The organism is Bacteroides xylanisolvens (assembly GCF_018289135.1).
Classification (GTDB): Bacteria; Bacteroidota; Bacteroidia; order Bacteroidales; family Bacteroidaceae; genus Bacteroides; species Bacteroides xylanisolvens.
Window position 1 is genome coordinate 908,552 of sequence record NZ_CP072216.1, and the last position, 24,336, is coordinate 932,887.

The 24,336-nt window shown below is 38.3% G+C and carries 22 protein-coding genes; 19 read left to right on the plus strand and 3 right to left on the minus strand.

Annotated features, from left to right (window positions below):
- Positions 1 to 36 precede the first annotated feature (36 nt).
- Positions 37 to 525: an HU family DNA-binding protein gene (locus INE92_RS03925; protein ID WP_004307288.1), complete on the minus strand. Its 489-nt coding sequence runs from the start codon at positions 523 to 525 to the stop codon at positions 37 to 39.
- A 220-nt stretch (positions 526 to 745) separates the two neighbouring features.
- On the opposite strand from INE92_RS03925, the gene INE92_RS03930 reads away from it, so the two are divergent.
- Positions 746 to 964 carry a DUF4248 domain-containing protein gene (locus tag INE92_RS03930; RefSeq protein ID WP_004297475.1) on the plus strand — a complete coding sequence of 73 codons (219 nt, stop codon included), beginning with the start codon at positions 746 to 748 and terminating at the stop codon, positions 962 to 964.
- A gap of 133 nt (positions 965 to 1,097) precedes the next feature.
- Here INE92_RS03930 and INE92_RS03935 read toward each other — a convergent pair whose 3' ends face one another.
- Both INE92_RS03935 and INE92_RS03940 read right to left on the minus strand, forming a co-directional pair.
- A complete protein-coding gene (locus INE92_RS03935; protein WP_120080409.1) occupies positions 1,098 to 2,930 on the minus strand; it encodes a DUF3987 domain-containing protein in 1,833 nt (610 codons plus the stop codon).
- Between the two features lie 29 nt (positions 2,931 to 2,959).
- Positions 2,960 to 3,589: a BT4734/BF3469 family protein gene (locus tag INE92_RS03940; protein ID WP_120080411.1), complete on the minus strand. Its 630-nt coding sequence runs from the start codon at positions 3,587 to 3,589 to the stop codon at positions 2,960 to 2,962.
- Between the two features lie 153 nt (positions 3,590 to 3,742).
- On the opposite strand from INE92_RS03940, the gene INE92_RS03945 reads away from it, so the two are divergent.
- The 18 genes from INE92_RS03945 to INE92_RS04030 all read left to right on the plus strand — a co-directional run bounded on the left by INE92_RS03945 (position 3,743) and on the right by INE92_RS04030 (position 24,333).
- Positions 3,743 to 3,889, plus strand: a complete 147-nt coding sequence (locus INE92_RS03945) for a hypothetical protein (protein WP_165863272.1) — start codon at positions 3,743 to 3,745, stop codon at positions 3,887 to 3,889.
- Between the two features lie 147 nt (positions 3,890 to 4,036).
- Positions 4,037 to 5,443 carry an undecaprenyl-phosphate glucose phosphotransferase gene (locus tag INE92_RS03950; RefSeq protein WP_004307284.1) on the plus strand — a complete coding sequence of 469 codons (1,407 nt, stop codon included), beginning with the start codon at positions 4,037 to 4,039 and terminating at the stop codon, positions 5,441 to 5,443.
- A gap of 58 nt (positions 5,444 to 5,501) precedes the next feature.
- Positions 5,502 to 6,317 carry a polysaccharide biosynthesis/export family protein gene (locus tag INE92_RS03955; protein WP_120080413.1) on the plus strand — a complete coding sequence of 272 codons (816 nt, stop codon included), beginning with the start codon at positions 5,502 to 5,504 and terminating at the stop codon, positions 6,315 to 6,317.
- 6 nt (positions 6,318 to 6,323) lie between these two features.
- Entirely contained in the window at positions 6,324 to 8,771 is a 2,448-nt protein-coding gene (locus tag INE92_RS03960; protein ID WP_117515091.1) for a GumC family protein, read from the plus strand.
- Positions 8,772 to 9,041: 270 nt separating this feature from the next.
- Complete coding sequence (locus INE92_RS03965; RefSeq protein WP_203462761.1) at positions 9,042 to 10,709, plus strand: ISL3 family transposase; 1,668 nt, start codon at positions 9,042 to 9,044, stop codon at positions 10,707 to 10,709.
- Between the two features lie 222 nt (positions 10,710 to 10,931).
- Positions 10,932 to 11,570 carry a polysaccharide pyruvyl transferase family protein gene (locus INE92_RS03970; protein WP_229097425.1) on the plus strand — a complete coding sequence of 213 codons (639 nt, stop codon included), beginning with the start codon at positions 10,932 to 10,934 and terminating at the stop codon, positions 11,568 to 11,570.
- On the plus strand, positions 11,570 to 13,105 hold the full coding sequence (locus INE92_RS03975) for an MATE family efflux transporter (RefSeq protein ID WP_120080415.1): 1,536 nt from the start codon (positions 11,570 to 11,572) through the stop codon (positions 13,103 to 13,105). The genes INE92_RS03970 and INE92_RS03975 overlap by 1 nt, the downstream gene beginning before the upstream one ends.
- Positions 13,106 to 13,167: 62 nt before the next feature.
- Positions 13,168 to 13,977 (plus strand): glycosyltransferase family 32 protein, encoded by an 810-nt coding sequence (locus INE92_RS03980; RefSeq protein ID WP_032849305.1) that lies wholly within the window; start codon positions 13,168 to 13,170, stop codon positions 13,975 to 13,977.
- Between the two features lie 77 nt (positions 13,978 to 14,054).
- Complete coding sequence (locus INE92_RS03985; protein WP_232286469.1) at positions 14,055 to 14,369, plus strand: acyltransferase family protein; 315 nt, start codon at positions 14,055 to 14,057, stop codon at positions 14,367 to 14,369.
- 155 nt (positions 14,370 to 14,524) lie between these two features.
- Positions 14,525 to 14,962 (plus strand): hypothetical protein, encoded by a 438-nt coding sequence (locus tag INE92_RS03990; RefSeq protein WP_233476925.1) that lies wholly within the window; start codon positions 14,525 to 14,527, stop codon positions 14,960 to 14,962.
- Between the two features lie 6 nt (positions 14,963 to 14,968).
- Complete coding sequence (locus tag INE92_RS03995) at positions 14,969 to 15,937, plus strand: glycosyltransferase family 2 protein (RefSeq protein WP_120080419.1); 969 nt, start codon at positions 14,969 to 14,971, stop codon at positions 15,935 to 15,937.
- Between the two features lies 1 nt (position 15,938).
- Complete coding sequence (locus INE92_RS04000) at positions 15,939 to 16,976, plus strand: hypothetical protein (protein ID WP_120080421.1); 1,038 nt, start codon at positions 15,939 to 15,941, stop codon at positions 16,974 to 16,976.
- Positions 16,973 to 18,940, plus strand: a complete 1,968-nt coding sequence (locus tag INE92_RS04005; RefSeq protein WP_120080423.1) for a pyruvate formate lyase family protein — start codon at positions 16,973 to 16,975, stop codon at positions 18,938 to 18,940. Before INE92_RS04000 ends, INE92_RS04005 begins: the two co-directional genes overlap by 4 nt.
- Positions 18,930 to 19,718, plus strand: a complete 789-nt coding sequence (locus tag INE92_RS04010) for a 4Fe-4S cluster-binding domain-containing protein (protein WP_120080425.1) — start codon at positions 18,930 to 18,932, stop codon at positions 19,716 to 19,718. Before INE92_RS04005 ends, INE92_RS04010 begins: the two co-directional genes overlap by 11 nt.
- A complete protein-coding gene (glf, locus tag INE92_RS04015) occupies positions 19,715 to 20,845 on the plus strand; it encodes a UDP-galactopyranose mutase (protein ID WP_120080427.1) in 1,131 nt (376 codons plus the stop codon). Before INE92_RS04010 ends, glf begins: the two co-directional genes overlap by 4 nt.
- 1 nt (position 20,846) lies before the next feature.
- The gene (locus tag INE92_RS04020; protein WP_074708508.1) at positions 20,847 to 21,851 is read left to right on the plus strand and encodes a galactofuranosyltransferase; all 1,005 of its coding nucleotides are present in this window, start codon (positions 20,847 to 20,849) and stop codon (positions 21,849 to 21,851) included.
- Between the two features lie 58 nt (positions 21,852 to 21,909).
- Positions 21,910 to 23,103 carry an O-antigen ligase family protein gene (locus tag INE92_RS04025; protein ID WP_074708511.1) on the plus strand — a complete coding sequence of 398 codons (1,194 nt, stop codon included), beginning with the start codon at positions 21,910 to 21,912 and terminating at the stop codon, positions 23,101 to 23,103.
- A 171-nt stretch (positions 23,104 to 23,274) separates the two neighbouring features.
- Complete coding sequence (locus tag INE92_RS04030; protein ID WP_212701959.1) at positions 23,275 to 24,333, plus strand: glycosyltransferase family 4 protein; 1,059 nt, start codon at positions 23,275 to 23,277, stop codon at positions 24,331 to 24,333.
- The last annotated feature ends 3 nt before the right edge of the window (positions 24,334 to 24,336 follow it).

Genomic DNA, 24,336 nt, shown 5'->3' on the forward strand with positions numbered 1-24,336 from the left:
TTACTTTTTTAAAGATTAAAAATAAAGGATTTAGGATTAAGCAGCCGGATCAGGCGCTTCACCGCCACCATCCGGTTTCGGATCAGGGGTATCACCCGAATCAGAACCTCCTCCGGCAGTTGTTGGTTTCTGATATTCGGCCTGCTGTTTCAACTGGCTGTCGAGTTTCAGGTTGGTGGTTGACAAATTACCGGTAGCACGGGCTTTCAGACGCATACCAGTGATGTTTTTCTCCAATGAGAAATCTTCCAGCGTATCAGCTGCCTTACTGCGGATGCCCACACCAAAGATGGCAAGGTCGTCGATTTTCACACATTTGCCGTCGAGCAGCAGTTCCTTGATGCAGTCTACCATGTCGGAAAGCACACCTTTGATGACACCACCGGAATACGGTGAATTGTGTTTTGACATGTGTTCGGCAAGCTTAGCCAAATCAAACGTCTCGTCGCTTACCGCACGGGCGAACCACTTGCCTGCATTCAGGCCTTTTTGCTGTTGGTTTTGATAAATTTTGTAACGAATCATAAAACAATAAATTAAAGGGTTAAACATTGTGTCCGGGGGATTCTTTTCCCTTTCGACGATACAAAGATACAACCCTGAAACCCGCAGAAATCAATAGTCTACAGTTGCACGCGATTGTTGTCAATTATGCGCAGTAACGGTCGGTTATTCAATGGAAAAACGTAGGATATGTGAATATGTTTTGTTATTTTTGTAATTGTAAATCAGAAACTTATTCATCATGAACGAATTCAAAATACGCGCCTACGGTCGCATGGAACTGGCTCAACTTTATTCTCCGGAACTAACTGACATTGCTGCATATCGAAAGATGAAGAAATGGATCTCTTTATGTCCCGGACTTCTGCAACGCCTGTACGACTTAGGTTACGAATCAAAGCGCCGCTCATTCACCCCGTTGGAGGTGAGAGTGATTGTAGATGCCTTGGGAGAACCTTAGAAGAGCGGAAAAGTAAAGCACCGCTTTAGCAATCGTAAAGCTATGCTTTACCACCTCTAAAGCGCCGCTTTAGGATTCATGAAACGTCCTGTTGTTATATAAATGCAAAAAATGCACTTTTTCCGAGGGTTCCCTAACACACGCACACATGCGTGCGCGTATAAACGCCTTTATCGTCTGTATTGATAAGCAATCCTTTTTTTATCAGACGGTTCAGCCAGCTAAGAGCAGTGTTAGGTTTGATTTTCATCTTTTCAGCCTGCTCCAACAACTGTGCGCGGGTGAACTGGTTGCCCATCATTTCAAAAAGTGCATCCCGGTCGGCATTGGCTCTATGTTTGACCTCTGTGGAAGGAAGAAAAGACAAGATATGTGTGGCATGACGATAGAGCGGAGTTACAAGCTCCAGCACCGCATGGAAATCTTCAGCGGTGATTGTCACATCCCAACGGGTGATAATGCCGTCTTTGATATTATCGGCGGCAATCTCCTTGTCAGGGGTCAGCAGAGGGGAGGAAGAATCCTTGAACTGATAAGGCTGGTCGCATTCCAATGCACGAATCATAGCTATTTCTGCCATGATACGGCATGTATTGACAGCCAGTCGGGCTATGGAACTGCTCATTTCGTTATCGTTGGCAAGTCCCGAGCGGAAAAACAGATCGGCAAAGAGGGCATTGAACTCTTGCTTTTGCTCATCAGTGAGCCGGAGCGTATGAAGCCCGTGTGCTTTCATCAGGTCCAGTTGCTTTTTCCATTCCAGGCCTATGCCTGTGAAGATGGCTTCCAGATCGGTTTCGCCACTTTCAAACTGGTTGATCCATGTCCATATGCCGTGCATATAATAAAACAGCTGGCGCGAGAAAAGACCGTTCTCTGTCGAGGGAATGAGTGGTTTTACTTGTGCGGGTGTGCCGGAAAGCAGGAGGGAGAGATAGCTTTTCTTTACCTCCCGGTATTCCTGGTCGGTGCGCCGGTTGTACGACAGACGATCGTGGTCGAATGCTTTGCGGAGTGTATCGCTCCAGTGTCCGTATTCAGAACCGATAGCAGCGGAGATGGTATCCGCTTCGGTTTCGCAGATAAGTCCTGTGCCGTTGGCATCCATGATATTTTGCAGAATACCTGTTCCGGTGTTATTGCCCGAGATGAGAAACATTTTATTCTTGGGCATTTGAGGAGCTTCCACTTTGCAGCGCTCCTTTCCCATGGTATCATAGGCGGCTTTCTCTTTTTTGTAGGCCTTGACCTCTTCCGCTACTTTTTGGCGGATCTCGTCATGAATAGGCTCTACAAGCAGCCGGATGAACGAAAGAATTCCCTTACCCGAGGCGGAAGGAGCCACAATAAAACTTTGCAGGCAAGGAGACTGGAGTTTGCCGGCGTATGGACATCTCACATATCGCTCCATGCTGGCACCTATGGCGGTCAATGCTCCGAGCAGCATGACATCGCGTTGTGTGGGGCTGGTGGCATAACTCATGATGAGCAACAGGATTTTCGGCCAGTCCGCTTCGGTGAAAGAGGGCAATGGTTGGTTCGGGTCACTCCCGTCCTGCAGCTCTTCGGATTCGTCCGGTTCTTCATTGTCCACCTTATTATACACGTGCGTGTGTGTGAGATTTTTGGACGGTGCATTTCCTGCATTTTTTGCATTTTTCCGGTGGTTCATCATTTCCTCTTTGCAGAGAGTCACACCCGCCCTTTCAGCAAGATGGAATGCAGTGCCCAGATGGACATCTCCATGCCGGGTAGTAAGTGCGTTAGAGAATATCCGTTCGGCATGTTCCCATTCGTACTTGGCAGACACCCGGCACAACCGATGGAAAAACTCGCGTCCCGCTTCTCCGCAATCCGTTGCGATGGCGAACGCCAGTTGTACATATTCAGCATACGTAGGGGCAATATCCGCTCCTGCAGTTTCAACCGCCTCACAGAGGCGGCATAACGATTCAATTTCGTCCATAATTTTAATTTATAGTTTTTAATATCTAATTATTTGTTGTTTCTAAACAACGCTCCCGGATCATGACTAAGAAAACAAGACCTAACAATGTCCTTACCGGAAAAGTCTACCCCTTTGCGTTTTTCTCCGAATGGAGGAGGTGTTTCAGTACCATAGAGCAACACAGTGAACATCATTGCCAGTTTCATATTTTCGATGATACTGTTTGTGTCGTTAGCAATGGGTAAATGATCGTAGGGTACGAATGCTTTCACACCCCGTCCGCTGGGACTGATAAACGTGAGTACAGGATGCAGAAGGTGGTCATTAAACAATGTACTGCGCATTTCCACTGCCTCCTGATAGGAATCGAGATGGTCGATATCTACCACCACCAGATGTGAAGAAGCTACGAAACATTTGCTGTTGCGACGCGAGAACGTACCACAGGGAGTCACATAAGGCAATAGTGATGCTTTTGCTGTCCGTATATCTCCGGAATTGCGTACTTGCTCGGTCAGAATTTTGAGATTCTCGTTGCAGGTTATCATTTGAAAAACTTGTTCTACGGAGACTTCGCAGGAGGGAATAAGTGTTGCAGGAGTAACAATCCGCCCCAGTTCATTTTTGATGGGAGCAATGGGAGGCATGAAATAAGACATTCTGAAATCGTTTGTCATAACATTTATATTTTTTGATTATCGTCTTGAATTTTCAAAACGCGAGGCGAAGGTAGAAATAGCTTTTAAATATATCGTTCAGACATGTCTGAACGGATATGCATAAAATTAACATATAATACAATGTATTTAACAACTAATAAAATTATAAACATGAAAAAATTTAATCATCCCGTACTGGGCCATTTCATCGCAGAGCAGTTTGAACGTGCTCACTTGTCAATAGAGGCTATGCGTAAAGAAATCCACATGGGAAAACCCACTTATTACAAGATGATATCTGGGGAGATTTACGTCTAAGTGATTTTACCCGTCTTTTTTCCTATTACTATGACAATCTCACAAAAGAAGAGTTTCGAGCCAAAATGGTAGAATGGGGAGAACTTTATATTGAGTATAGGGAGAAAAATGAGGATATGGATGAAAATCTAAATCAAGAATAAAGTAATGCAGGAAGTCCAACGTTTTAATAAAGTCTTAAAATCTTTTGTCCTTTCAGGGGACATCATCTTACTGAACTTACTGTTGTGGGTGTTTGGTTCTCTTTGGGGAAACCGTTCTCCTTTTGAGTTTTCCATGCCTCTTTTCCAGAACATGGCTTTGATGACTTTATGTTATCTGGTTTGCAACATTCGTTCTGGAGTGATTCTTCATCGTCCGGTGGTTCGTCCGGAGCAAATAATGCTTCGGGTGGCACGGAACATGATTCCTTTTGTATTGATAGTACTGGGACTTTCGTACATATTCCATTTTGAATGTGTTAACCTGCGTCAGCTGGGGGCATTTTATGTAGTTCTCATTATCGTTATTATTTCTTATCGCCTGACGTTTCGCTATATTCTGGAGCTTTATCGCAAAAGTGGGGAAAATGTCCGAAAGGTAGTACTGGTGGGTAGCCATGAAAATATGCAGGAACTTTATCATTCCATGACGGATGATCCGACATCAGGATATCGTGTACAGGGGTATTTTGAAGATTTCCCATCAGACCGCTATCCTATGAATATTGCATATTTGGGGCAGCCGTGCGAAGCTGTTGATTATTTGACCCGTAATGCGGGAAAGGTAGACCAACTTTATTGCAGTCTTCCTTCCGCCCGTAGTGCTGAAATTGTGCCGATTATCAACTATTGCGAGAATCATCTAATTCGTTTTTTCAGCGTTCCCAATGTCCGGAACTATCTGAAACGGAGAATGTATTTTGAAATGTTAGGTAATGTCCCGGTACTTTCTATCCGTCGTGAGCCACTTGAGTTATTGGAAAATCGTATTGTGAAACGTAGCTTTGATATTGTTTGCTCGCTACTATTCCTTTGTACTCTTTTCCCGATTATATACATCATTGTGGGACTGGCTATAAAGATAAGTTCTCCTGGACCTGTCTTTTTCAAACAGAAACGAAGTGGTGAAGATGGTCGTGAATTTTGGTGCTATAAGTTCCGTTCGATGCGGGTGAATGCTCAATGTGATACGCTTCAGGCTACGGAATGTGATCCTCGTAAAACCCGTATCGGTAATCTGATTCGCAAGACGAATGTGGATGAACTTCCCCAATTTATTAATGTACTGAAAGGGGATATGTCTTTAGTGGGTCCCCGTCCGCACATGTTGAAGCACACAGAAGAATATTCCCATTTGATAAATAAATATATGGTTCGTCATTTTGTTAAACCGGGTATTACAGGTTGGGCACAGGTGACAGGTTTTCGTGGAGAAACGAAGGAACTTTGGCAGATGGAAGGACGTGTGCAACGTGACATCTGGTATATCGAGCATTGGACGTTCATTCTGGACTTATATATCATGTATAAGACTGTATATAATGTAATCCGTGGGGATAAAGAGGCTTATTAGGTGAGGAATTGGAAATTGAGTAAAAATTAAATCAATAGTTGTAAAATTACATGAGTAGGTGGTTATGAGAAAACTGAAACGATTGACTTTGGGTGTGTTACTTGCTTTTTTGCTGGTATCCTGCCAATCATATAAGAAAGTGCCTTATTTGCAGGATACGGCTTTTGTGAATGATACAGAACAGAGTGTTCGTCAGACAGGTGTGAAGGTTATGCCCAAGGATTTGTTGACGATTGCCGTATCTTGTTCTACTCCGGAACTGGCTGCACCTTTCAATCTGGTAAATTCGGGTACTGCTAGTGGAACGGAGGGAAAGATGGTAGGACAAGGAAACGCATCACCTGCTCTACAGCAGTATTTGGTAGATAATCAGGGGAATATCAACTTTCCAGTATTGGGTGAGATTCATGTAGGTGGATTGACTAAACTGGAGATAGAAAATCTGATTATAGATAAGTTGAAGGTTTATTTGAAAGAAGCACCGCTTGTAACTGTGCGTATTGTTAATTACCGAATTTCGGTATTGGGGGAGGTTGCCAAGCCTGGTAGTTTTGTGATCTCTAATGAGAAGATTAATTTGCTGGAAGCACTCGCTATGGCAGGTGATTTGACTATTTATGGTATGCGTGATAATGTGAAATTGATCAGGACAGGGCAAGATAACAAGCAGGAAATTATTACTATGGACTTGAATAAGGCTGAAATGGTACTGTCTCCTTATTATCAGTTACAGCAGAATGATATAATTTATGTGACACCTAATAAGACTAAGGCTAAGAATTCGGATATAGGAACCAATACGGGATTATGGTTTTCTGCTACTTCTATCTTGGTTTCACTTGCAAATATATTGGTAATTTTATTAAATAAGTAATTAGTAATGAAAGAGAATGAGAATTCGTATAACAATAATATGAGTGAATTAGACGAAGAGAAAGTAAATTATCAGGAAATTCTCTTTAAGTATATCATTCACTGGCCTTGGTTTATTGCTTCGGTTTTAGCTTGTTTGATTGGCGCTTGGGTGTATTTGCATTTTCAAACTCCTGTGTATCAGGTCTCTGCATCTATCATGATAAAGAATGATAAAAAGAATGGTGGTGGAAATACTGCAGATTTGGAAAGCTTGGGATTAGGTGGGGTGATTACTTCTACGCAGAGTATTGATAATGAGATAGAAGTGCTACGCTCAAAAACAATACTGAAAGAGGTCGTTAATAATCTGGAACTTTATATTACTTACTATGATGAGGATGAGTTTCCTAAAAAGGAACTGTATAAAACCTCTCCCGTAATTGTGAATTTGACGGCACAAGAGGCGGATAAATTGCCAAATGTAGCTTTGGTTGATATGAAGTTATCTCCAGAGGGTGGTCTGGATGTGAATCTAAAGATAGGCTTGAATGAATATAATAAGCATTTTGATAAACTTCCAGCAGTGTTACCTACGGATGCAGGTACATTTGGGTTTACATTGAAAGATTCTTTATCAAATGGGAAGATAGTAGGGCAAAGTGTAGTACGAAATATCAGCGCTGTAGTTAGTCAGCCTTTTGGGGTGGCAAAAGGATATCAGTGGGCATTGGAAATAGCACCTACCTCAAAAACGACTTCTGTAGCAGTTGTTTCATTGATGAATACGAATATACAGCGGGGACAGGACTTTATTAATAAGTTAATGGAAATGTATAATCGGAATACGAATAATGATAAAAATGAGGTTGCCGAAAAGACGAGAGAGTTTATCAATGAACGTATTAAGATTATTGATGAGGAACTTGGCACTACAGAGGATAAGCTGGAAGCTTTTAAAAGAAATGCAGGATTGACGGATATCAGTAGTGATGCCCAATTAGCAGTATCGGGAAATGCTGAATATGAAAGAAAACGTGTAGAAAATGGAACTCAAATTAATTTAGTTCGTGATCTTAATAAATATATCAATAATCCGTCGAATGAGTATGAAGTATTACCTAGTAATATTGGTTTATCCGATAATGGTTTAACTACTCAAATAGATCGTTATAATGAATTGATTATTGAACGTAAGCGTTTACTTCGTACTTCTACGGAAAGCAACCCGATGATTGTAAATCTGGATACAAGTATTCGTGCCATGAAAGCAAATGTAAAAGCTGCTATTGATGGGACTTTACAAGGCTTGCTTATCGTGAAGGCTGATCTGGATCGTGAGTCCAGTCGTTTTTCCCGTCGTATCAGTGATGCTCCGGGACAGGAGCGCCAGTATGTAAGTATTGCACGTCAGCAGGAAATCAAGGCTGGGCTTTATCTGATGCTTTTGCAGAAACGTGAAGAGAATGCTATTACTTTAGCCGCTACTGCGAATAATGCGAAGATTATTGATGAGCCAGCAGCTGAAGGTGCTCCAGTTTCTCCTAAGCCTAGGATAATCTACTTAATTGCTTTAGTGGTAGGAGTGGGATTGCCTGTTAGTATTATTTTTTTAATTGGTTTGACTAAATTTAAAATAGAAGGGCGTGGTGATGTAGAGAAGTTAACAAGTCTGCCTATTGTAGGTGATGTACCGTTGACAGAAGAAGCAAATGGTTCTATTGCTGTGTTTGAGAATCAGAATACTTTAATGAGTGAAACTTTCCGTAATCTCCGTACTAATCTTCAGTTTATGCTTGAGAATGATCAGAAAGTGATTTTAGTGACTTCGACAGTTAGTGGTGAAGGTAAATCTTTTATTTCTTCCAATCTAGCAATAAGTCTTTCTTTATTAGGAAAGAAAGTAGTGATTGTGGGGCTTGACATTCGCAAGCCCGGTTTGAATAAAATTTTTAATATTCCGAGGAAAGAGCAGGGAATTACTCAATATCTGTCGAATCCGGACAAGAATCTGATGGATTTCGTTCAGCCTTCGGATGTTAGTAAGAATTTGTTTATTCTTCCAGGAGGAACTGTACCACCTAATCCAACAGAGTTATTAGCTCGTGATAGTTTGGATAAAGCGATTGAGGTATTGAAAAAGAACTTTGATTATATAATTTTGGATACTGCCCCGGTTGGTATGGTAACTGATACTTTGCTCGTAGGTCGTGTGGCTGATTTGTCAGTTTACGTATGTCGGGCAGACTATACTCGGAAAGCAGAGTTTACCTTGATTAATGAATTGGCTGATAGTAATAAGTTGCCTAATCTTTGTACTGTAATCAATGGTTTGGATCTTCAGAAGAAAAAGTACGGCTATTATTACGGTTACGGTAAGTATGGCAAATATTATGGCTATGGTAAGCGTTATGGCTATGGTTATGGCTATGGGGAGACACACCATGGTGGTAAGGGAGAAAGGACAGAAGAATAGACGAATGTGATTTTGGAGAAGACAAATGAATTATATAATATGAGAATTAAACAATTACGCATAAAAGGTAGAATCATAAGATTATTTAGGCTTATTGTAAATACAGGTTATATGCTTTTGCATAAAAGAGCAGAGGTTCTTCGTCAAATTTGGTGGTAATCTCTTTTTTATTTCGATGGTTTTCCTCTTCTTCTTTCTTAATCCTATAAAAAGTTGTAGATATGTTTGCTTTTTAGTAACTTTAAAGACACCACATCATTAAGAGTTACAATGCAACAAGCCATATCTACAACGTACAAATATACATCAAAAAAAGAAAATCCTCCTACAAATAGGGGATTATTCCATGATTTCAGATTCAGTCCTGGCTACGATAATCTGCAACAAGATGGTATCTCTGAAGCTGTTGGTTCATTGACGGTCTTTTTACATACGGCTGGCAAGGGGGCTTCCTGTCCTTATTGCGGACATTTCAGTCACCGATTACACAGTTATTACTCCCGTCATATTCAGGATCTTGAAGTTTACGGTCATACTTTGGAGTTAGTCATAAAGGTTGGCAAATATTATTGCGAAAATGTTTCTTGTCCGCGAAAAATATTCTGCGAACCGTTGTCTTTTCTGGCTCGTCGGTATGGTAGACGGAGCTATCTTGTTGAGGAACGCATCAGATCGATAAGCTTGGAACTTACTTCCCGAAAGGCCTCTTCTCTTTTGCAGCTGTTCCATATAACGGCCAGTAGCTCTTCCTGCTTACGCATCCTACAACAGTGCGGGCAACATAATCCTATGCATAATAAAAGTATTTATGTAGGTATTGATGATTTTGCCTATAAAAAAGGTAAGGATTATATGAGTGTGGTCGTAGACCAGATGACACACATGCCTATTGCTTTGTTAGAGGATAGAAACGGAGAAGCGCTTGATAACTGGCTCACCCGGAATCCTCAAATACAATATATAACGAGAGACCGTGGAAGATGTTTCACAGAGGCTATAAACAGAATAACCCCTGGTGTTACACAAATCTGCGACCGGTTCCATCTAACCAAGAATATGACGGACACGATGATACCGGAAATAGAGAAAATGATTCGTCAGACCAAGCAAAAGCTCAAATACGAATATCCTGACAGAGACACGGCTTCTTCGTTAATTCTTCAGGACATATTTAACATGGGAGATGTCCGACACAGAGAAAAATTGAAGATATACAGGGAAAGCCTGAACTTAAAAATGCAGGGGATGACCATTGAGCAGACAGCCGCGCATTTGGGCAAGAAAAGTCGCTACATTTATAAGCTCATTCACAACAGGAGAATAGGGGCATACTTGAATGAGCAACAGAAGACAGCTCTTAAATATGTATCCGAACTGGCTACAATCATTAGTGCGGGCTGTATTACCCGAAAAATATTGGCACAAAAAATGGGGAGTAAAATCAGTGGCGCACTTATTGGAAGGATAACATCCAGCTTGCGAAAAATGTATCAACAAAAGAGGAAGGAAGTCAAGGAGCATAATGAGAGCATTGAAAACGGAAGTAAAACACAGAGAGTTTCACAGAATCAGATACGCAAATACATTCTAAAGGGAGAATCGGATAATCCTAAACTAGCGGAACTATATAAGTCCTCACCACAGATTAAAGAACTCTTAAGCGTGTGTCAGAATTTCAGAGATATGATTAATGGGAACACTTATGATAAGGATATTAGAAAGTGGATTGAAAAAGCGAAGGCAACACGGAATATGGCACTGACGAACTTTGCATATGGTATTGAAAAAGACTGGGAGGCAGTACAGGCAGCTATTGATATCCCCTTCAGTAACGGATTACTGGAGGGGACAGTGAATAAAATTAAAGCGGTAAAAAGGCAGATGTACAATAGGGCAGGAAGCAAACTACTGAGAGCCAAGATTCTTTATTCACAATAGAAGAAGTACCACCAAATTTGACGAAGAACCAGAGCAGATGAGATTGTACTTAATGTGTCTATGAATTTGTTGTGTAATAAAGTGTTTCATAGTAATATAGGTGATGACATAAACTATTATCTTATAAAAGAATTGAGTCATAAACGTATATTGAATTATTGGGATTTTTTCAATCTACGGGAGCAGCCTAATTTTATGGTTATAGGTTCGATAATAGGTTGGATGACAAATAAAGATAGTATCATTTGGGGGAGCGGAGTGCGGGAACCGGATAATCCTTTGCCAGCTATTCCTCGTAAGGTATTGGCTGTTAGGGGGCCGCTTACACGCAAATACTTGATCTCACAAGGGGTGGAGTGCCCGGAGATATATGGAGATCCCGCTTTATTGTTACCTAAGATTTACCCTCTTCCATTTGTAAATAAAAAATATCTAATAGGGGTGATTTTACATAAAAATGATCTAGGTAATTCTATTATAAAGGAATTTATTGAAAGAGAAAGAAACAAGGCGAGACAGATTGATATTAAACATTATAAGGATTGGAGGCAAGTGATAAAAGAGATCGTAGAATGTGAAATGATTATATCTAGCTCATTGCATGGTCTGATTCTGTCTGATGCGTATCATATTCCCAATATTTGGATTAAATTCTCTGATGAAACCTTTGATGGAAGTTTTAAATATTTGGATTATTTCGCTTCTGTGAAAAGGCCGATCGATAGACCACTAATCATACGATCACGTTTGGATTTATCGGATTTGCTTCAATATAAAGATAGTTATTCTCCTATTACTTTTGATGCTCAAAAATTGTTGTCTGTCTGTCCGTTTATAGATAAAAACAAAATTTTACCTTAATGTCAGGAAACGATAGAATCGCAAAGAATACAATATTCTTATATTTTAGAATGTTGTGTACAATAGTCGTATCATTATATACATCACGAATTATTCTCCAAACATTGGGTGTCAATGATTATGGTATTTATCAAACTGTGGGTGGAGTAGCAGGTTTATTAAGTTATATTATTAATGGTTCATTGGCATCCGGTTCATCGCGATTTATTACATTTGAAATGGGGAGGAGAGATAAGGGAAAGCTAAGTGATACTTTTTCCTCTTTATTGACTGTACATCTATTATTCGGCGTGGTCGTTGCTTTATTGGCAGAAACTATCGGATTATGGTTTTTATATAATAAATTAGTCATTCCCCCGGAACGATTTTCCGCTGCTGTATTTACATATCATTTATCTATATTAATGTCTATTGTCGGTATTACGCAGGTGCCATATACCGCTGTGATTATTGGACATGAGAAAATGAATATATATGCTTATACGAGCATTATTGAAGCTATATTGAAATTACTGCTTGTATATATACTCATGGTTTCCGATTGGGATAAATTAATGCTTTGCGCTTCATTGCTTTTTATGGTTCAATGTGGTATTACTTTTTTTTATCGTTATTACTGTATTCGTCATTATGAGGAATCTCATTACCATTTCTCTTTTGACAAGTCTATTATAAAGAAAGTACTCGGCTTTTCATCGTGGAATTTGGTAGAAAACACTTCTATTTCATTAAATGCTCAAGGTACTACTATTCTTCTTAATATGTTTTTTAATTCGGGCATAGTGACAGGACGTTCAGTGGCCAATATTGTTTCTATGACAGCTAATTCATTTGTTAACAATTTCCGAACAGCAGCAAATCCGCAGATCGTTAAGAGGTTTTCGGCAAATGATTTTGATGGCAGTAAGCATTTATTGCTAATATCAACAAAATATTCATATTTTTTAATGTTGATATTAGCATTTCCAGTCTTTTTAGTTGCAAAGCAATTATTATATCTTTGGCTGGGACAAATACCTGATTATTCTGTTGTATTTCTGCAATTCGCAATTGTTACTACGCTTTTTGGAGTGTTTGACCAATCGTTTTACAGTGCGTTTACAGCAAAAGGTCAGATAAAGGAAACTACTATATGTTCCATTTGTGTCGGCTATTTATCCTTTCCTGTCATCTATGTTTTGTTCAAGTTAGGTTATTCTCCAGTTTCATTGTCCTGGGTCATGTTATTTTCATCTCTGATACTCGCTATTTTTATAAAGCCTTTCCTACTGGTGAAAATTATGGGATATACGTGGACAGATATTTTTGTTTTATTTAAATCTTGTATCATAGTAACTGTTGTTTCTGTGCCTATACCATTACTGTTATATATATTTAGAAATACATTGTTTCACACGCCATATTTGGATTTTTTTATCCTCTCAATAAGCGGCGTAGTTTGCGTAGCTTTGGCTGTTTGGTTTTTGGGTTTGGATGATGGCATACGTAAGAGAATACAAAACAATATTAAGATAAAGTTATTAAAAAGAAAATGATGAACTCGAGAATTGAACACATTGACTGTTTGAGAGGACTAGCCATTTTTTAACATTCTAATATGATACCTAAAATAATACATTATTGTTGGTTGAGTAACGACCCGATGCCTGCAGAGCTCAAACGTTGCATTAAAAGTTGGAAGAGAAAGCTTCCTGATTATAAAATAAAGAAATGGGATACACACAATTTTGATATTTATTCCATCCCTTTTGTAGCAGAAGCATGTAAGATGCGAAAATGGGCATTTGCTTGTGATTATATTCGTGTATATGTACTTTATACGGAAGGGGGAATATATATGGATTCAGATGTTTTTGTCAGGAATAGTTTAGACTTTTGTCTTGCTAACAGGGCATTTAGTGCGGTAGAGTGTTATCCGGACTTAGTGGAGAAAATTTATGCTGAAGGGTCGGTTGATGCGGAAGGTAACAAAAGAAAAGATATTCAATATATAGACGGAATTCAGATTCAGGCGGCTATTCTTGGTGCGGAAAAAGGACATCCTTTTATGAGGGATTGTATGAACTATTATCATGATAAGCATTTTATATTGCCGGATGGTTCATTGAATAATAAAATTATTTCTCCTTTTATTTTTGCAAATATTGCGATTGATTATGGTTTCAAATTTAAGGATGAAGAACAGGATTTGAAGAGTGGATTAAAAATTTATTCGTCAAGTTTGTTTGCAAGTAATATGGAGCTTATAACAGAGAAAGCCGTTGCAATACATTGCTGTGCCGGTAGTTGGCGTTGGATGCCTTCCTCATCAATGGCGTATGCTGTGCAGTATATGAAAGAAATAATCAAAAACATACTTTTCAGATTACATTTGAGAGGCGGCAAAACTAGAGGAACTTTGAAATAATTTGTATTTTTATTATGCGTATAGATTCACTTGATATTTTAAAAGGGATAGGTATTATCCTTGTGGTAGTTGGTCACATGATTGGGAATCAACTATATATCCGTCCATGGATATATGCATTTCACATGCCTCTTTTTTTCATGCTATCGGGATACTGCTTCAATATAGCGAAGCATCCTCAATTGTTACCGTTTGCTGTAAGTAGGGTTTGGACACTTCTCGTTCCTTGTGTTCTATATACGGTGGTTAGTCTTGTAGTTTCTCCGGAATATATTTGTGAAGGGAGATATTATGAACTGAAGACATTGCTTCCCGGCGCACTTTGGTTTCTTCCAATATTATTTATAGTAGAAGTTCTAGGGTATAACGTGGCTCGCTTTAAGGGGGGGTAAAAATATTTGTCATATTGCTATGCGTGGTCTTAGCTGCTTGCTTTCGTTTTTGGGAATTCCCTTTAACATATAGGCTTATTCAAATTCCAATGTGTCTTTTGTTCTATCTAATAGGAAATTCATTGAGAAAATATGCTATTGTTGAAAGGTTTTTGATGAATAGCAATTGGATGTCTTTGTGGAAATATTGTTTGTTGGGTTTGTTGGGGTGTGTTTTGACTTATGTATATGTGAGAACTGATGCGTTAAAACATAGTCAGGAAATTTTAAACTATTTTGAGATAGGGATGGTTCTTGCTTGTTTCAGTGCTATTGTCGGCGTAGCTTCGTTCTCGGTTTTTTCTATGAAAAGAATGCCTAAATTAGGAAATGTATTGATATATATAGGTAGAAATACATTGATAATTATGTCTGTTCAGGGTATATTTATATCATTAGCTGATTATTTTTTGCGTCCATTGATACCGTCGTTTGCTATCGGTAAGTTAGTTCAGTTTATTTTTGTATTTTCCTGCTGTTTGATAATGATACCACTAATCAATAAATACATTCCTGTACTAGCCGGTAAAGGGATAAAACATCGTTCACTTTAATTAAATATGTTTCTTTCAGTTATTATTCCTGTATACAACGTAGAACCTTATTTGCATCGTTGTATTGATAGTGTCATAGCCCAAGATATGGGTGATGAAATAGAATTGCTGTTGGTGGATGACGGTAGCAAAGATGCATCGGGGGCAATATGTGATGAATATGCATCGAAGTATAGTTGGATTCATGCCTTTCATATTCCCAACGGAGGAGTAGGCAATGCGCGTAATTATGGTATTGAACATGTTCAAGGTGAATACTTTACTTTTATAGACTCGGATGATTTTCTTGATCCCGGTCTTTATAAAGAAGTGTTGAGATTGCATCGTCAAAATCCTTCAGATGTATATGTATTTGGTTATAAAGATTATCCTATCGACGGCAGCGGTGGACATGTGTTGAAACAATGTCGGTGTGACAATGCCGAATCGTTGGCGCAGTTATATTTGGATATGAAACGGAACTATCTGATGTTTCCGGTTGTCAACAAATTTTTTAATTTTGTTGACAACCGGAATTCCCGGTTGTCAACAAATCTCCACTATTTTGAGGATTGCCTCTTTGCTCTTGATTGTCTGGGCAGAGCAAAATCTGTAGGAGTGATTGACCAGATTGCTTATAATTATGTGCATCATCCGGGAGAACATTTAGGTGGAAAATATACCGAGCCTAGAGTGATTGTCGAAGTGGCACGTGAATTGAAGAGGCGAAGTGACTTACTTCCTCAAAGTGATGAACTGACTCAATATACAATTCTTGAATATTATAATAACATGCTTCATGCGGTTGATAGCAGCCGTGGCATAAAGCAAAGATTACAATATATACGCATACTTTTGAGAGAAATCGAAACACTTGGTTTCAAGACTGAATTCAAGAAGTATCTAGGCAGGAGAAAGATGCTGATACGGTTCTCCACTCCTGTGAGTGTACTTTTGATGTGTCTCTTACGTAATTTAATCCTAAAATTCAGATGATATGTATCAAAATTATAAAGTTGTAGTGAATACGGCTGCAGGTCGCCGCCGTTATATGCAATATTTGGTTCCTCCCATTTTGAATGCTGATATTGTAGATCGGTATGATATATGGGTTAATACTCACAATATGGTGGATATTGAGTTCTTTAAAAAGCTTGCGAAGAAATATCCGAAAGTTAATTTGGTGTGGCAACCGGACGGAGTCGTTAATGGTATTGCGAGCATTAATGCATTTTATCGTGATTGTTGTGACAAAGATACTATTTATATGAAACTTGATGATGATGTGGTATGGTTTGAACCGGAATTATTCGAGAAGATGGTAAAGTTTCGTGTGGATAATCCAGAGTATTTTTTAGTATCACCGCTCGTAATCAATAACGCTTTGTCTACTTATCTTTTACAGGTGCATAATAAAATCAAGTTGGATAAGTATTATATGAGTATCTGTATGGAGAGGACTATTAGTTTGGACGGTTGGTTTGCAGCGGATTTGCACAATTGGTTCATGGAGAAGTATCTTACTACTGGTAAGTATCAAGAGTTATATGTTGGTAAACATCCTATGGCAATGGGGCGTTTTTCAATCAACTGTATTTTATGGTTTGGTGGTGAAATGGCTGAATTCAAGGGCGAAGTGCCTGGAGATGATGAAGAGTTTTTGAGTTGTATCAAGCCAACTCAACTAGGCAAAGCTAACTGCTTTAATGGTGATGCGCTGATTGCTCATTTCGCTTTTGGAACTCAACGGGAAGGACTCGATAAGATGGATATTCTGAATCGATATGGTAATATATTGCATGAATTATGGAAGCAAGATGAAACAATGCGTAAGATCGATGTTTCTGTACAACAAATGATGGAGGAAGTGGAAACGCGTGAGGATGAATTGAGCGCTCTTCCATCTCCATACAGGCATGTGCCTAAAGAAAGAGAAACTTTTGCAATGCGTTGGGGAAAGAAACTGCCGGAAAAGGTGAGGTGCGCCATCAGAGAGTTGCAACGTAAACGGCAATATAAATTCATAGAGAGATGAAAAATACGATAAAAAAAGTAATGCCCATGCGGCTTGTTACTTTGGTCAGATGTGTGAAGAGCCATCGTGCTGAAGGTAAAATGGACATGATACTTGGAGGTTTAAAGGATTTTCAGTGTCAAAAGTGGGTGTATTCGCACGCTAAGGATGAAGAGACAGCCTATCTTGAACAGTTGGAAAAGATATGCCGTAAGATTGAAATCGATGAAAACAATTATTTCTTTTATCCATATTCCAAGACGCTTCACCGCTTTTTCCCCACGCACGCTATGAACATTTTAAGCATTACTCCGGCTTATGAAGAGGTGCTTGCGACAGACTTTGCTGCAATGGGAGAAAATAGAGTGGTGCGAGCGTTGAAAATCTTAGTTGACAGAGTGACTGAAAAGCAATCTTGCGTAGTGCGTTTTATGGAGGTGACACGCCTTTGTAGGCGTGTCTTGTATCCTTCTGATTCTTTCGAGGGAGCACTACAGAAAATTCTGTTTTTTCATGCGATGCTTTGGCAAATGGAGCATGGGCATAATGGCCTGGGGCGATTGGATATGGCTCTGTTCCCTTACTATAAGAAAGATATTGAAGAGGGGCGGCTTACGAGAGAAAAAGCTGAAGTCATTCTTCGGGAGATGATTGCTCTTATCGGATCGCAGACGCATCAAAAAAGCGCTACACTTTATGGAGATACCGGACAATATATCCTTTTGGGAGGTTTCGATAAAGAAGGTCGGAATGTGGAGAATGAGTTGACTCACCTTTTTCTGGGAATATTCGCCACACTTTCCATTCCTGATCCAAAACTGATTTTAAGAGTAAATAATCATACATCAAAGTCTGTCTATGACGCTACTGCCCGGTGTTTACTCAAAGGGAATGGGTCACCTCTGATTTTGAATGAGGATAAGGTGATACCTCTGATGGAGAGGTTTGGCTATGCTCCGGAAGATTGTTACAACTTAGGGACTAGCGCCTGTTGGGAGCCGCTAATCCTAGGGAAGAGTTTTGACCAGAATAATAATCTTAACAGTATTTCTCCTTTGAAAGCTGTCAATAATGCTATAATGATGGCGTCTTCTTATACAGCGGACTTTGAAGCCTTTATGCGGTTGTTTGAACAATGTCTGGAAGAGAATATCAGAAGTTGCGCTCACGACTTGGTAATGGATTGTTCTCCTTTGTTTACATTGTTGTTTTCGGATGCCACGAAGTCGGGAAAGGATATCAGTAAGGGAGGAGCGAAGTATGCTTATCATGGAATGTTAGTGGTCGGTTTGCCTAATACCATCAATGCTTTGCTTAATATAAAGGAACTGGTGTTTAAGCAAAAGTTACTTACTCTTAAAGAGTGCAAGGACGTGATAGAGCATAATTTTGAAAACGCGGCGGATCTTAGGGGCTTGCTTCAGTCGCAACCTCTCAAGTTTGGGAAAGTTGATGACAGTGTTTTGCGATTAACTAATCGGGTGAGTGATAAAATTGAATCAGTTGTTTCGAATATTCGCATCAATGGAAGGCGGGCAAAAGTGGGGTTTAGCTCACCCAACTATATTTCTCAAGCATTTGATATAGAAGCGTCTATGGATGGGCGTCGTTCGGGTGAACCTCTCTCTACGCATATATCGCCGGTTGGGAAAAATATTGATATTGTGGAGGTTATCAACTTTGCGTCTTTGATGAATTATGAGGGTTGTCGTATCAATGGAAATGTGGTGGACTTTATTATACCTGCGGCTTTTAATAGGCATGTGGATAAATTGAGCGAACTGTTGAATGACAGTGTGCAGCGTGGATTATACGAACTTCAGTTGAATGTGTTGGACAAAAATACATTAATTGATGCACGAAATCATCCGGAAAAGTATCCTAACTTAGTTGTTCGTGTATGGGGATTTAGCGCATATTTTAATGAACTTCCGGATGAATATAAAGTAAACCTAATAAATCGGGCAGAGGCGTATGAGTGCTGAACGGCAATTATTGGTAACAGCTGTTCAAAGAATGACTTTAGATGATGGAAGCGGTTTACGTACAACTGTGTTTTTTAAAGGGTGTCCTCTTAAGTGTCCTTGGTGCTGCAATCCGGAGACTCAATCCAGCAAACCTGAAACTTTTTACAATGAAGAAAGATGTGCAGTTTTTAAGGGGAGTAAATATTGTGGTAGTTGTAATGATGTTTTTAATTTGGAAAACACTTGTCCTTTTGGTGCGAGGGAATCTGTGGGCGAATGGTTTGCTTTGGATCAACTTAAAGCCAAAATTGAAGCGAGTGGGTATCGGAGGGTCACCTTCTCCGGAGGTGAGCCTTTGTTACAAGGTGAAAGTCTCTGTGCATTGATAAGAAGCTTGAAAGAGGAAGAATATAATATAGCAGTGGAAACCGCACTTTCTGTCCCCCCTCTTGCAGAAATGTTCCAGTGGGTGGATGAATGGATTGTTGATTTGAAATTTCAATCTCCTTATTATACTTTTTTCCCTACTATAAAATTATCTAATGCAACTTACCGATTGGTTGTATTTGCAGAACTGCTAGATAATATCGATTGGCTATCTTGGCTTGTCGAACAATTAAAGAACTATTCTGTAAACTCTATAGAATTATTGAGCTATCATACGTTGGGACACGCAAAATATCAACGATTGAAACGTTGCTTCTCAACATTTACGACTCCGACAGCAGAGGATATTTCAAGAATATCATCCGCACTTGTTGAAGCTGGTATAAAAACAAGATATTTACATATATGAAACAGTATGATTATTTGATAGTGGGTTCCGGACTTTTTGGATCCACTTTTGCCTGTATGGCTAAACGACAAGGTAAGAAATGTTTGGTCATTGATAAGCGTCCACAGCTGGGTGGCAATCTTTATTGTGAAAATATAGAAGGAATAAATGTTCACCAATATGGAGCGCATATCTTTCATACTTCAAACAAAGAAGTGTGGGATTTTGTCAACTCTATAGTGGAGTTTAACCGATATACCAATTCACCGGTGGCTAATTATAAAGGCAAACTTTATAATCTTCCCTTTAATATGAATACCTTCTATCAGATGTGGGGCGTGACAACTCCTCTTGAAGCTGAAGCTAAATTGGAGGAACAGCGGACGGAAGCAAAAGTTGCTCTTAATGGTCGTGAACCTGAAAATTTGGAAGAACAGGCGCAGCTTCTTATTGGAAAAGATATTTATGAAATACTCATCAAGGGATATACTGAAAAACAATGGGGACGATCTTGTACAGAATTGCCTGCTTTTATCATTCGTAGATTGCCGGTACGTATGGTATTCGATAATAACTATTTTAATGACAAATATCAAGGAATTCCAATCGGTGGCTATAATAAACTGATTGCTGGTCTATTGAATGGTGTAGAGTGTCGTCTGAATTGTGATTTTGGGGAGAATCGTGAAGAACTGACAGCTCTTGCCGATAAGATTGTTTATACAGGTGCGATAGATGAGTTCTATGGTTATCGTTTGGGGCGTTTGCAATATCGCACCGTATCTTTTGAAACAGAGATCTATGATACTGCCAACTATCAAGGTAATGCTGTAGTGAATTATACTGACCGAGGAGTACCCTATACTCGTATCATTGAGCATAAACATTTTGAGATGTTTGGTCAGCAACTTTTGGATTGTCCGAAAACTGTAGTTAGCAAAGAGTATTCTACAGAATGGAAACCTGGTATGGAGCCCTATTATCCAGTAAATGATACTCTAAATAATGATTTAGCCGATAAATATCGTGCATTAGCAGCTCACGAAAAAGATATCATCTTTGGAGGTCGATTGGCTGAATACAAATATTATGATATGGCTCCTATTGTGAAAAGGGTTTTTGAAATAGTTAAATCACAAGGTTTATAAAATGAAGAAATACATACTTATTATTAAAACTATAACAAATGATAAACTTAGTAAATCTTTAATAGGTGGTGGAGCAAGTGTTAAGGCTCCTCAAGATATACATAAAATTGCTTTACAAAATGGTTATGAAGAATATCCTATCATTTTGAGAGGGTATAAGAATAAGCTACTTTTTATTGTTGTTTTATTCCTAAAAATGATTCGTCTTGCTATCAATTTACCTAATGGTGCAACATTGTTGATTCAGTATCCAAGTTTAAATCCTAAAATGCTTTATTTTATTCTTCCTTTCTTGAAAAAAAAATATCTGATAACATTGTTGCATGATATTAATTCTGTAAGAGAAAAAGGGGAGCTATCGGGCTTTGAGAATAAGGTTTTGTCAAATTTTGATGAAATAATTGTGCATACACCTGAAATGCAAACTTATTTTGAGCAGCGATTGAGACCGGGTATTAAATATCATTATTTAGGTTGTTTCCCTTATATTGCAGTCCCAGATAAAGAAGCACGTCAGTTAAGTAAGCAGGTTTGTTTCGCAGGTAATATAGATAAGAGCGTGTTTTTTAGTGATTTTGTTTTTGAGAATAAAGATTTAGATCTTATAGTATATGGTTCTTGTTCCTCAAATAATGCTATGAAGAATAAATATGAGTATAAAGGAGTTTTTAAGCCTGATATAATTGGTCACTTAGAAGGGAGTTGGGGACTTGTTTGGGACGGAGATTCCACAGAAACCTGCTCTGGTACATGGGGGAGTTATCTTAAAATTATTGCACCTCATAAATTTTCGTTATATGTGTTAGCTGGATTACCATTAATAGTATGGAAGGATTCGGCGATGGCGAAATTGGTAGAGATGAAGAATATTGGTATTACCGTGACATCGCTTTCAGAGATTTCTGCTAGAATTTCTGCTGTTTCAGATAATGATTATAAAGAATATTGTGCTAATATTCTAAAATTCCAGCCAGTTCTATTGAAGGGTGAAAATGTGTGTTTGTAGAACATTGGGTATTATAGCCATATAGGAATGCATAATTTCTAGTAAATTTTATTATTATATGTTGGGTCTTAGCTTGGTAATAATTAATCGTGATATTAAGGAATATTGTTTTCCTTCCTTAATGGCTTTTTTTCTTATTTGTTCAAATTCAATTATTTTTCCTGGTATATATACATTACTCATTGCATTTGGGTATGTGGCATTTTACAAAATTAGATATGGAACCTTTACCATTAAATATTCAAAACTAAATATCTTATTTCTTTTAGCCTGCTATATTTCTGTATTTTCAAATTTATATATCGATTATCGCATTCTTATGTTTACTGGGATGATGCTTATTTGTGCACCATTTTATGTATCTAAAAAAGTCTTCTTATTTGAACGCAAAATTTTATCTGTAATTTTATTATTTTTTCCTGTTGTATCAATGATAGCTATGTATTGCTATCTAAAAGGCATAAATGCCTTTGCACAGGAGGGGGTACATATTGACCTCTCTTTTTCGGCTATTTATTATCATCCTATGTGGTTAGCTCCTATTGCAGGATTAGCTAATGTTATTTTGTTGTGGTGTCTATTTCAGTTACAAAATAAATGTTTCAGATGTATTGTGTTGTCTATTTTGTTACTGTCTATTTATGTCACTGTTGTTGCTGCATCTCGTACTGCTCTTTTTGCATCCGTGATAACTATGGTGTTATACATTGTATACAATGCAAGAAATGTTAAAAAAATAATATTGTATTTGTTGGTTATAGGATTTCTTGCAACAATATCGATTCCTGTATATCTTGAGCATTCAACTCAAATACAAAATAAGTTTGAAGGGGGAAAAGGTGAAAAATATGGTTCTCGCTCTGCCCATTTTGGAGAGGGGTTTGAAAAATTAAATGAATCTCCTCTTATTGGAAGTGGATTTGCAACGGCTTGGTATAGAGGCGTACTTCATAAAGGTCGATTGGAGAGTGGTAGCGGATGGTTGTCTATATTATTTCAATTAGGTGCCCTAGGTGCAATAATAATGTTATTCATTCTAAAGAAAGTAACTCGAGTTTTTAAATATATTAGACATGATCGAAGGTTACAATTGTTTGTTATTTCTTTACTTTTTCTGTGTTTGCATTCTTGTTTTGAGGGGTATTTATTAACTGTCGGTTATTATATAGGTTTTGTATTTTGGCTTCTAATTTCTCATATAATATGTTATCCGGATATGGTGAAGAAGTACAAATTAAATTTTGAATCATGAAAATGTTTTCTTTGGATACTTTTGTTTACAGTGTATTGTTCTTTTGTATTGATTGTGATGGGTTGAATCTATTTAAAATATTTAATATCATTCTATCTTCATTCAGTTGATGTTCATGTGTTAATAGCTTATTTGTTATGATCTTTTTTATTTGCAAAATCTTGTATTGAAATGAACTTATTTTTTTTCCAAAATTGTATTAGTCCGCATCAGATACCTTTTATCGAAGAACTGTCAGTTTTTACAGATGTTGATAGGGTAGTGGTGATAGCTCCTCGTGTGGATTACGATGATCGAAAGCTGATGGGATGGAAAGCTTCTAACCTGCTTAAAGTAAGTAATGTTGAGTTTATTATTGCTTCTTCTGTTGATCAGGTGAAAAAGTTATATGAGTCATGTAAAGGTGAGGATACCTATTGCTTCTTTTCAGGTATTAATGCTTTTGCAGAGGTTGTGTCTTGGATGAAACTTTCACTAAATTATCCTTTTAAACGTGGAGTGATCACAGAACCTCCTTTACTTTATCATTATCCTTTATGGCAACACAGCCTAAGGTTTGCGTTGAAGGATTGGAAATATGTAAAACATTTCAACTATCTATTGGTGATGGAAGATGAGTTTGTGAATTATTATAGATTTTGGAGTAAACGATGGAAAGTATTGCCTTTTATATATTGTACGGAATGGAAAGAGCGGACTTTGCCTGTACCTATAACTGAAAAGCTTAAGGTCCTTTATGTTGGTAGTTTTTCGGACAGAAAGAATGTTGTGGCAATGTTTAGTATATTAAGCCAGAAGAGCGAACTGGAGCTAGGCTTAGTGGGTGATGGTGAGAAACGTACATTGATAGAAACGATGAATAAAGAAGCTAAGGCGAAAGTTATTCTTTATGGTATGCAGCCTATGAATAGGATTTCAGAGATTATGCAACAGTATGATGTCTTAGTTTTACCTTCTAAGCATGATGGCTGGGGGGCTGTGGTAAACGAGGCGCTGACAATGGGATTATATGTGGTTACTAGTAATCATTGCGGGGCTTCATATTTACTAAAAGATAGACAGCAAGGAATTGTATTTAATTTGGAAAGCTCCTCAAGTTTGAATAATGTGATAGATACTTGTATTGCTAATCGTGATTGGATAAGGAAAACTGTAAATGAGCGAATCGCGTGGAGCAAAGATCATATTTCATGTAAGGCTGTGGCACATTATTTTATGCAGAATTTATAATCG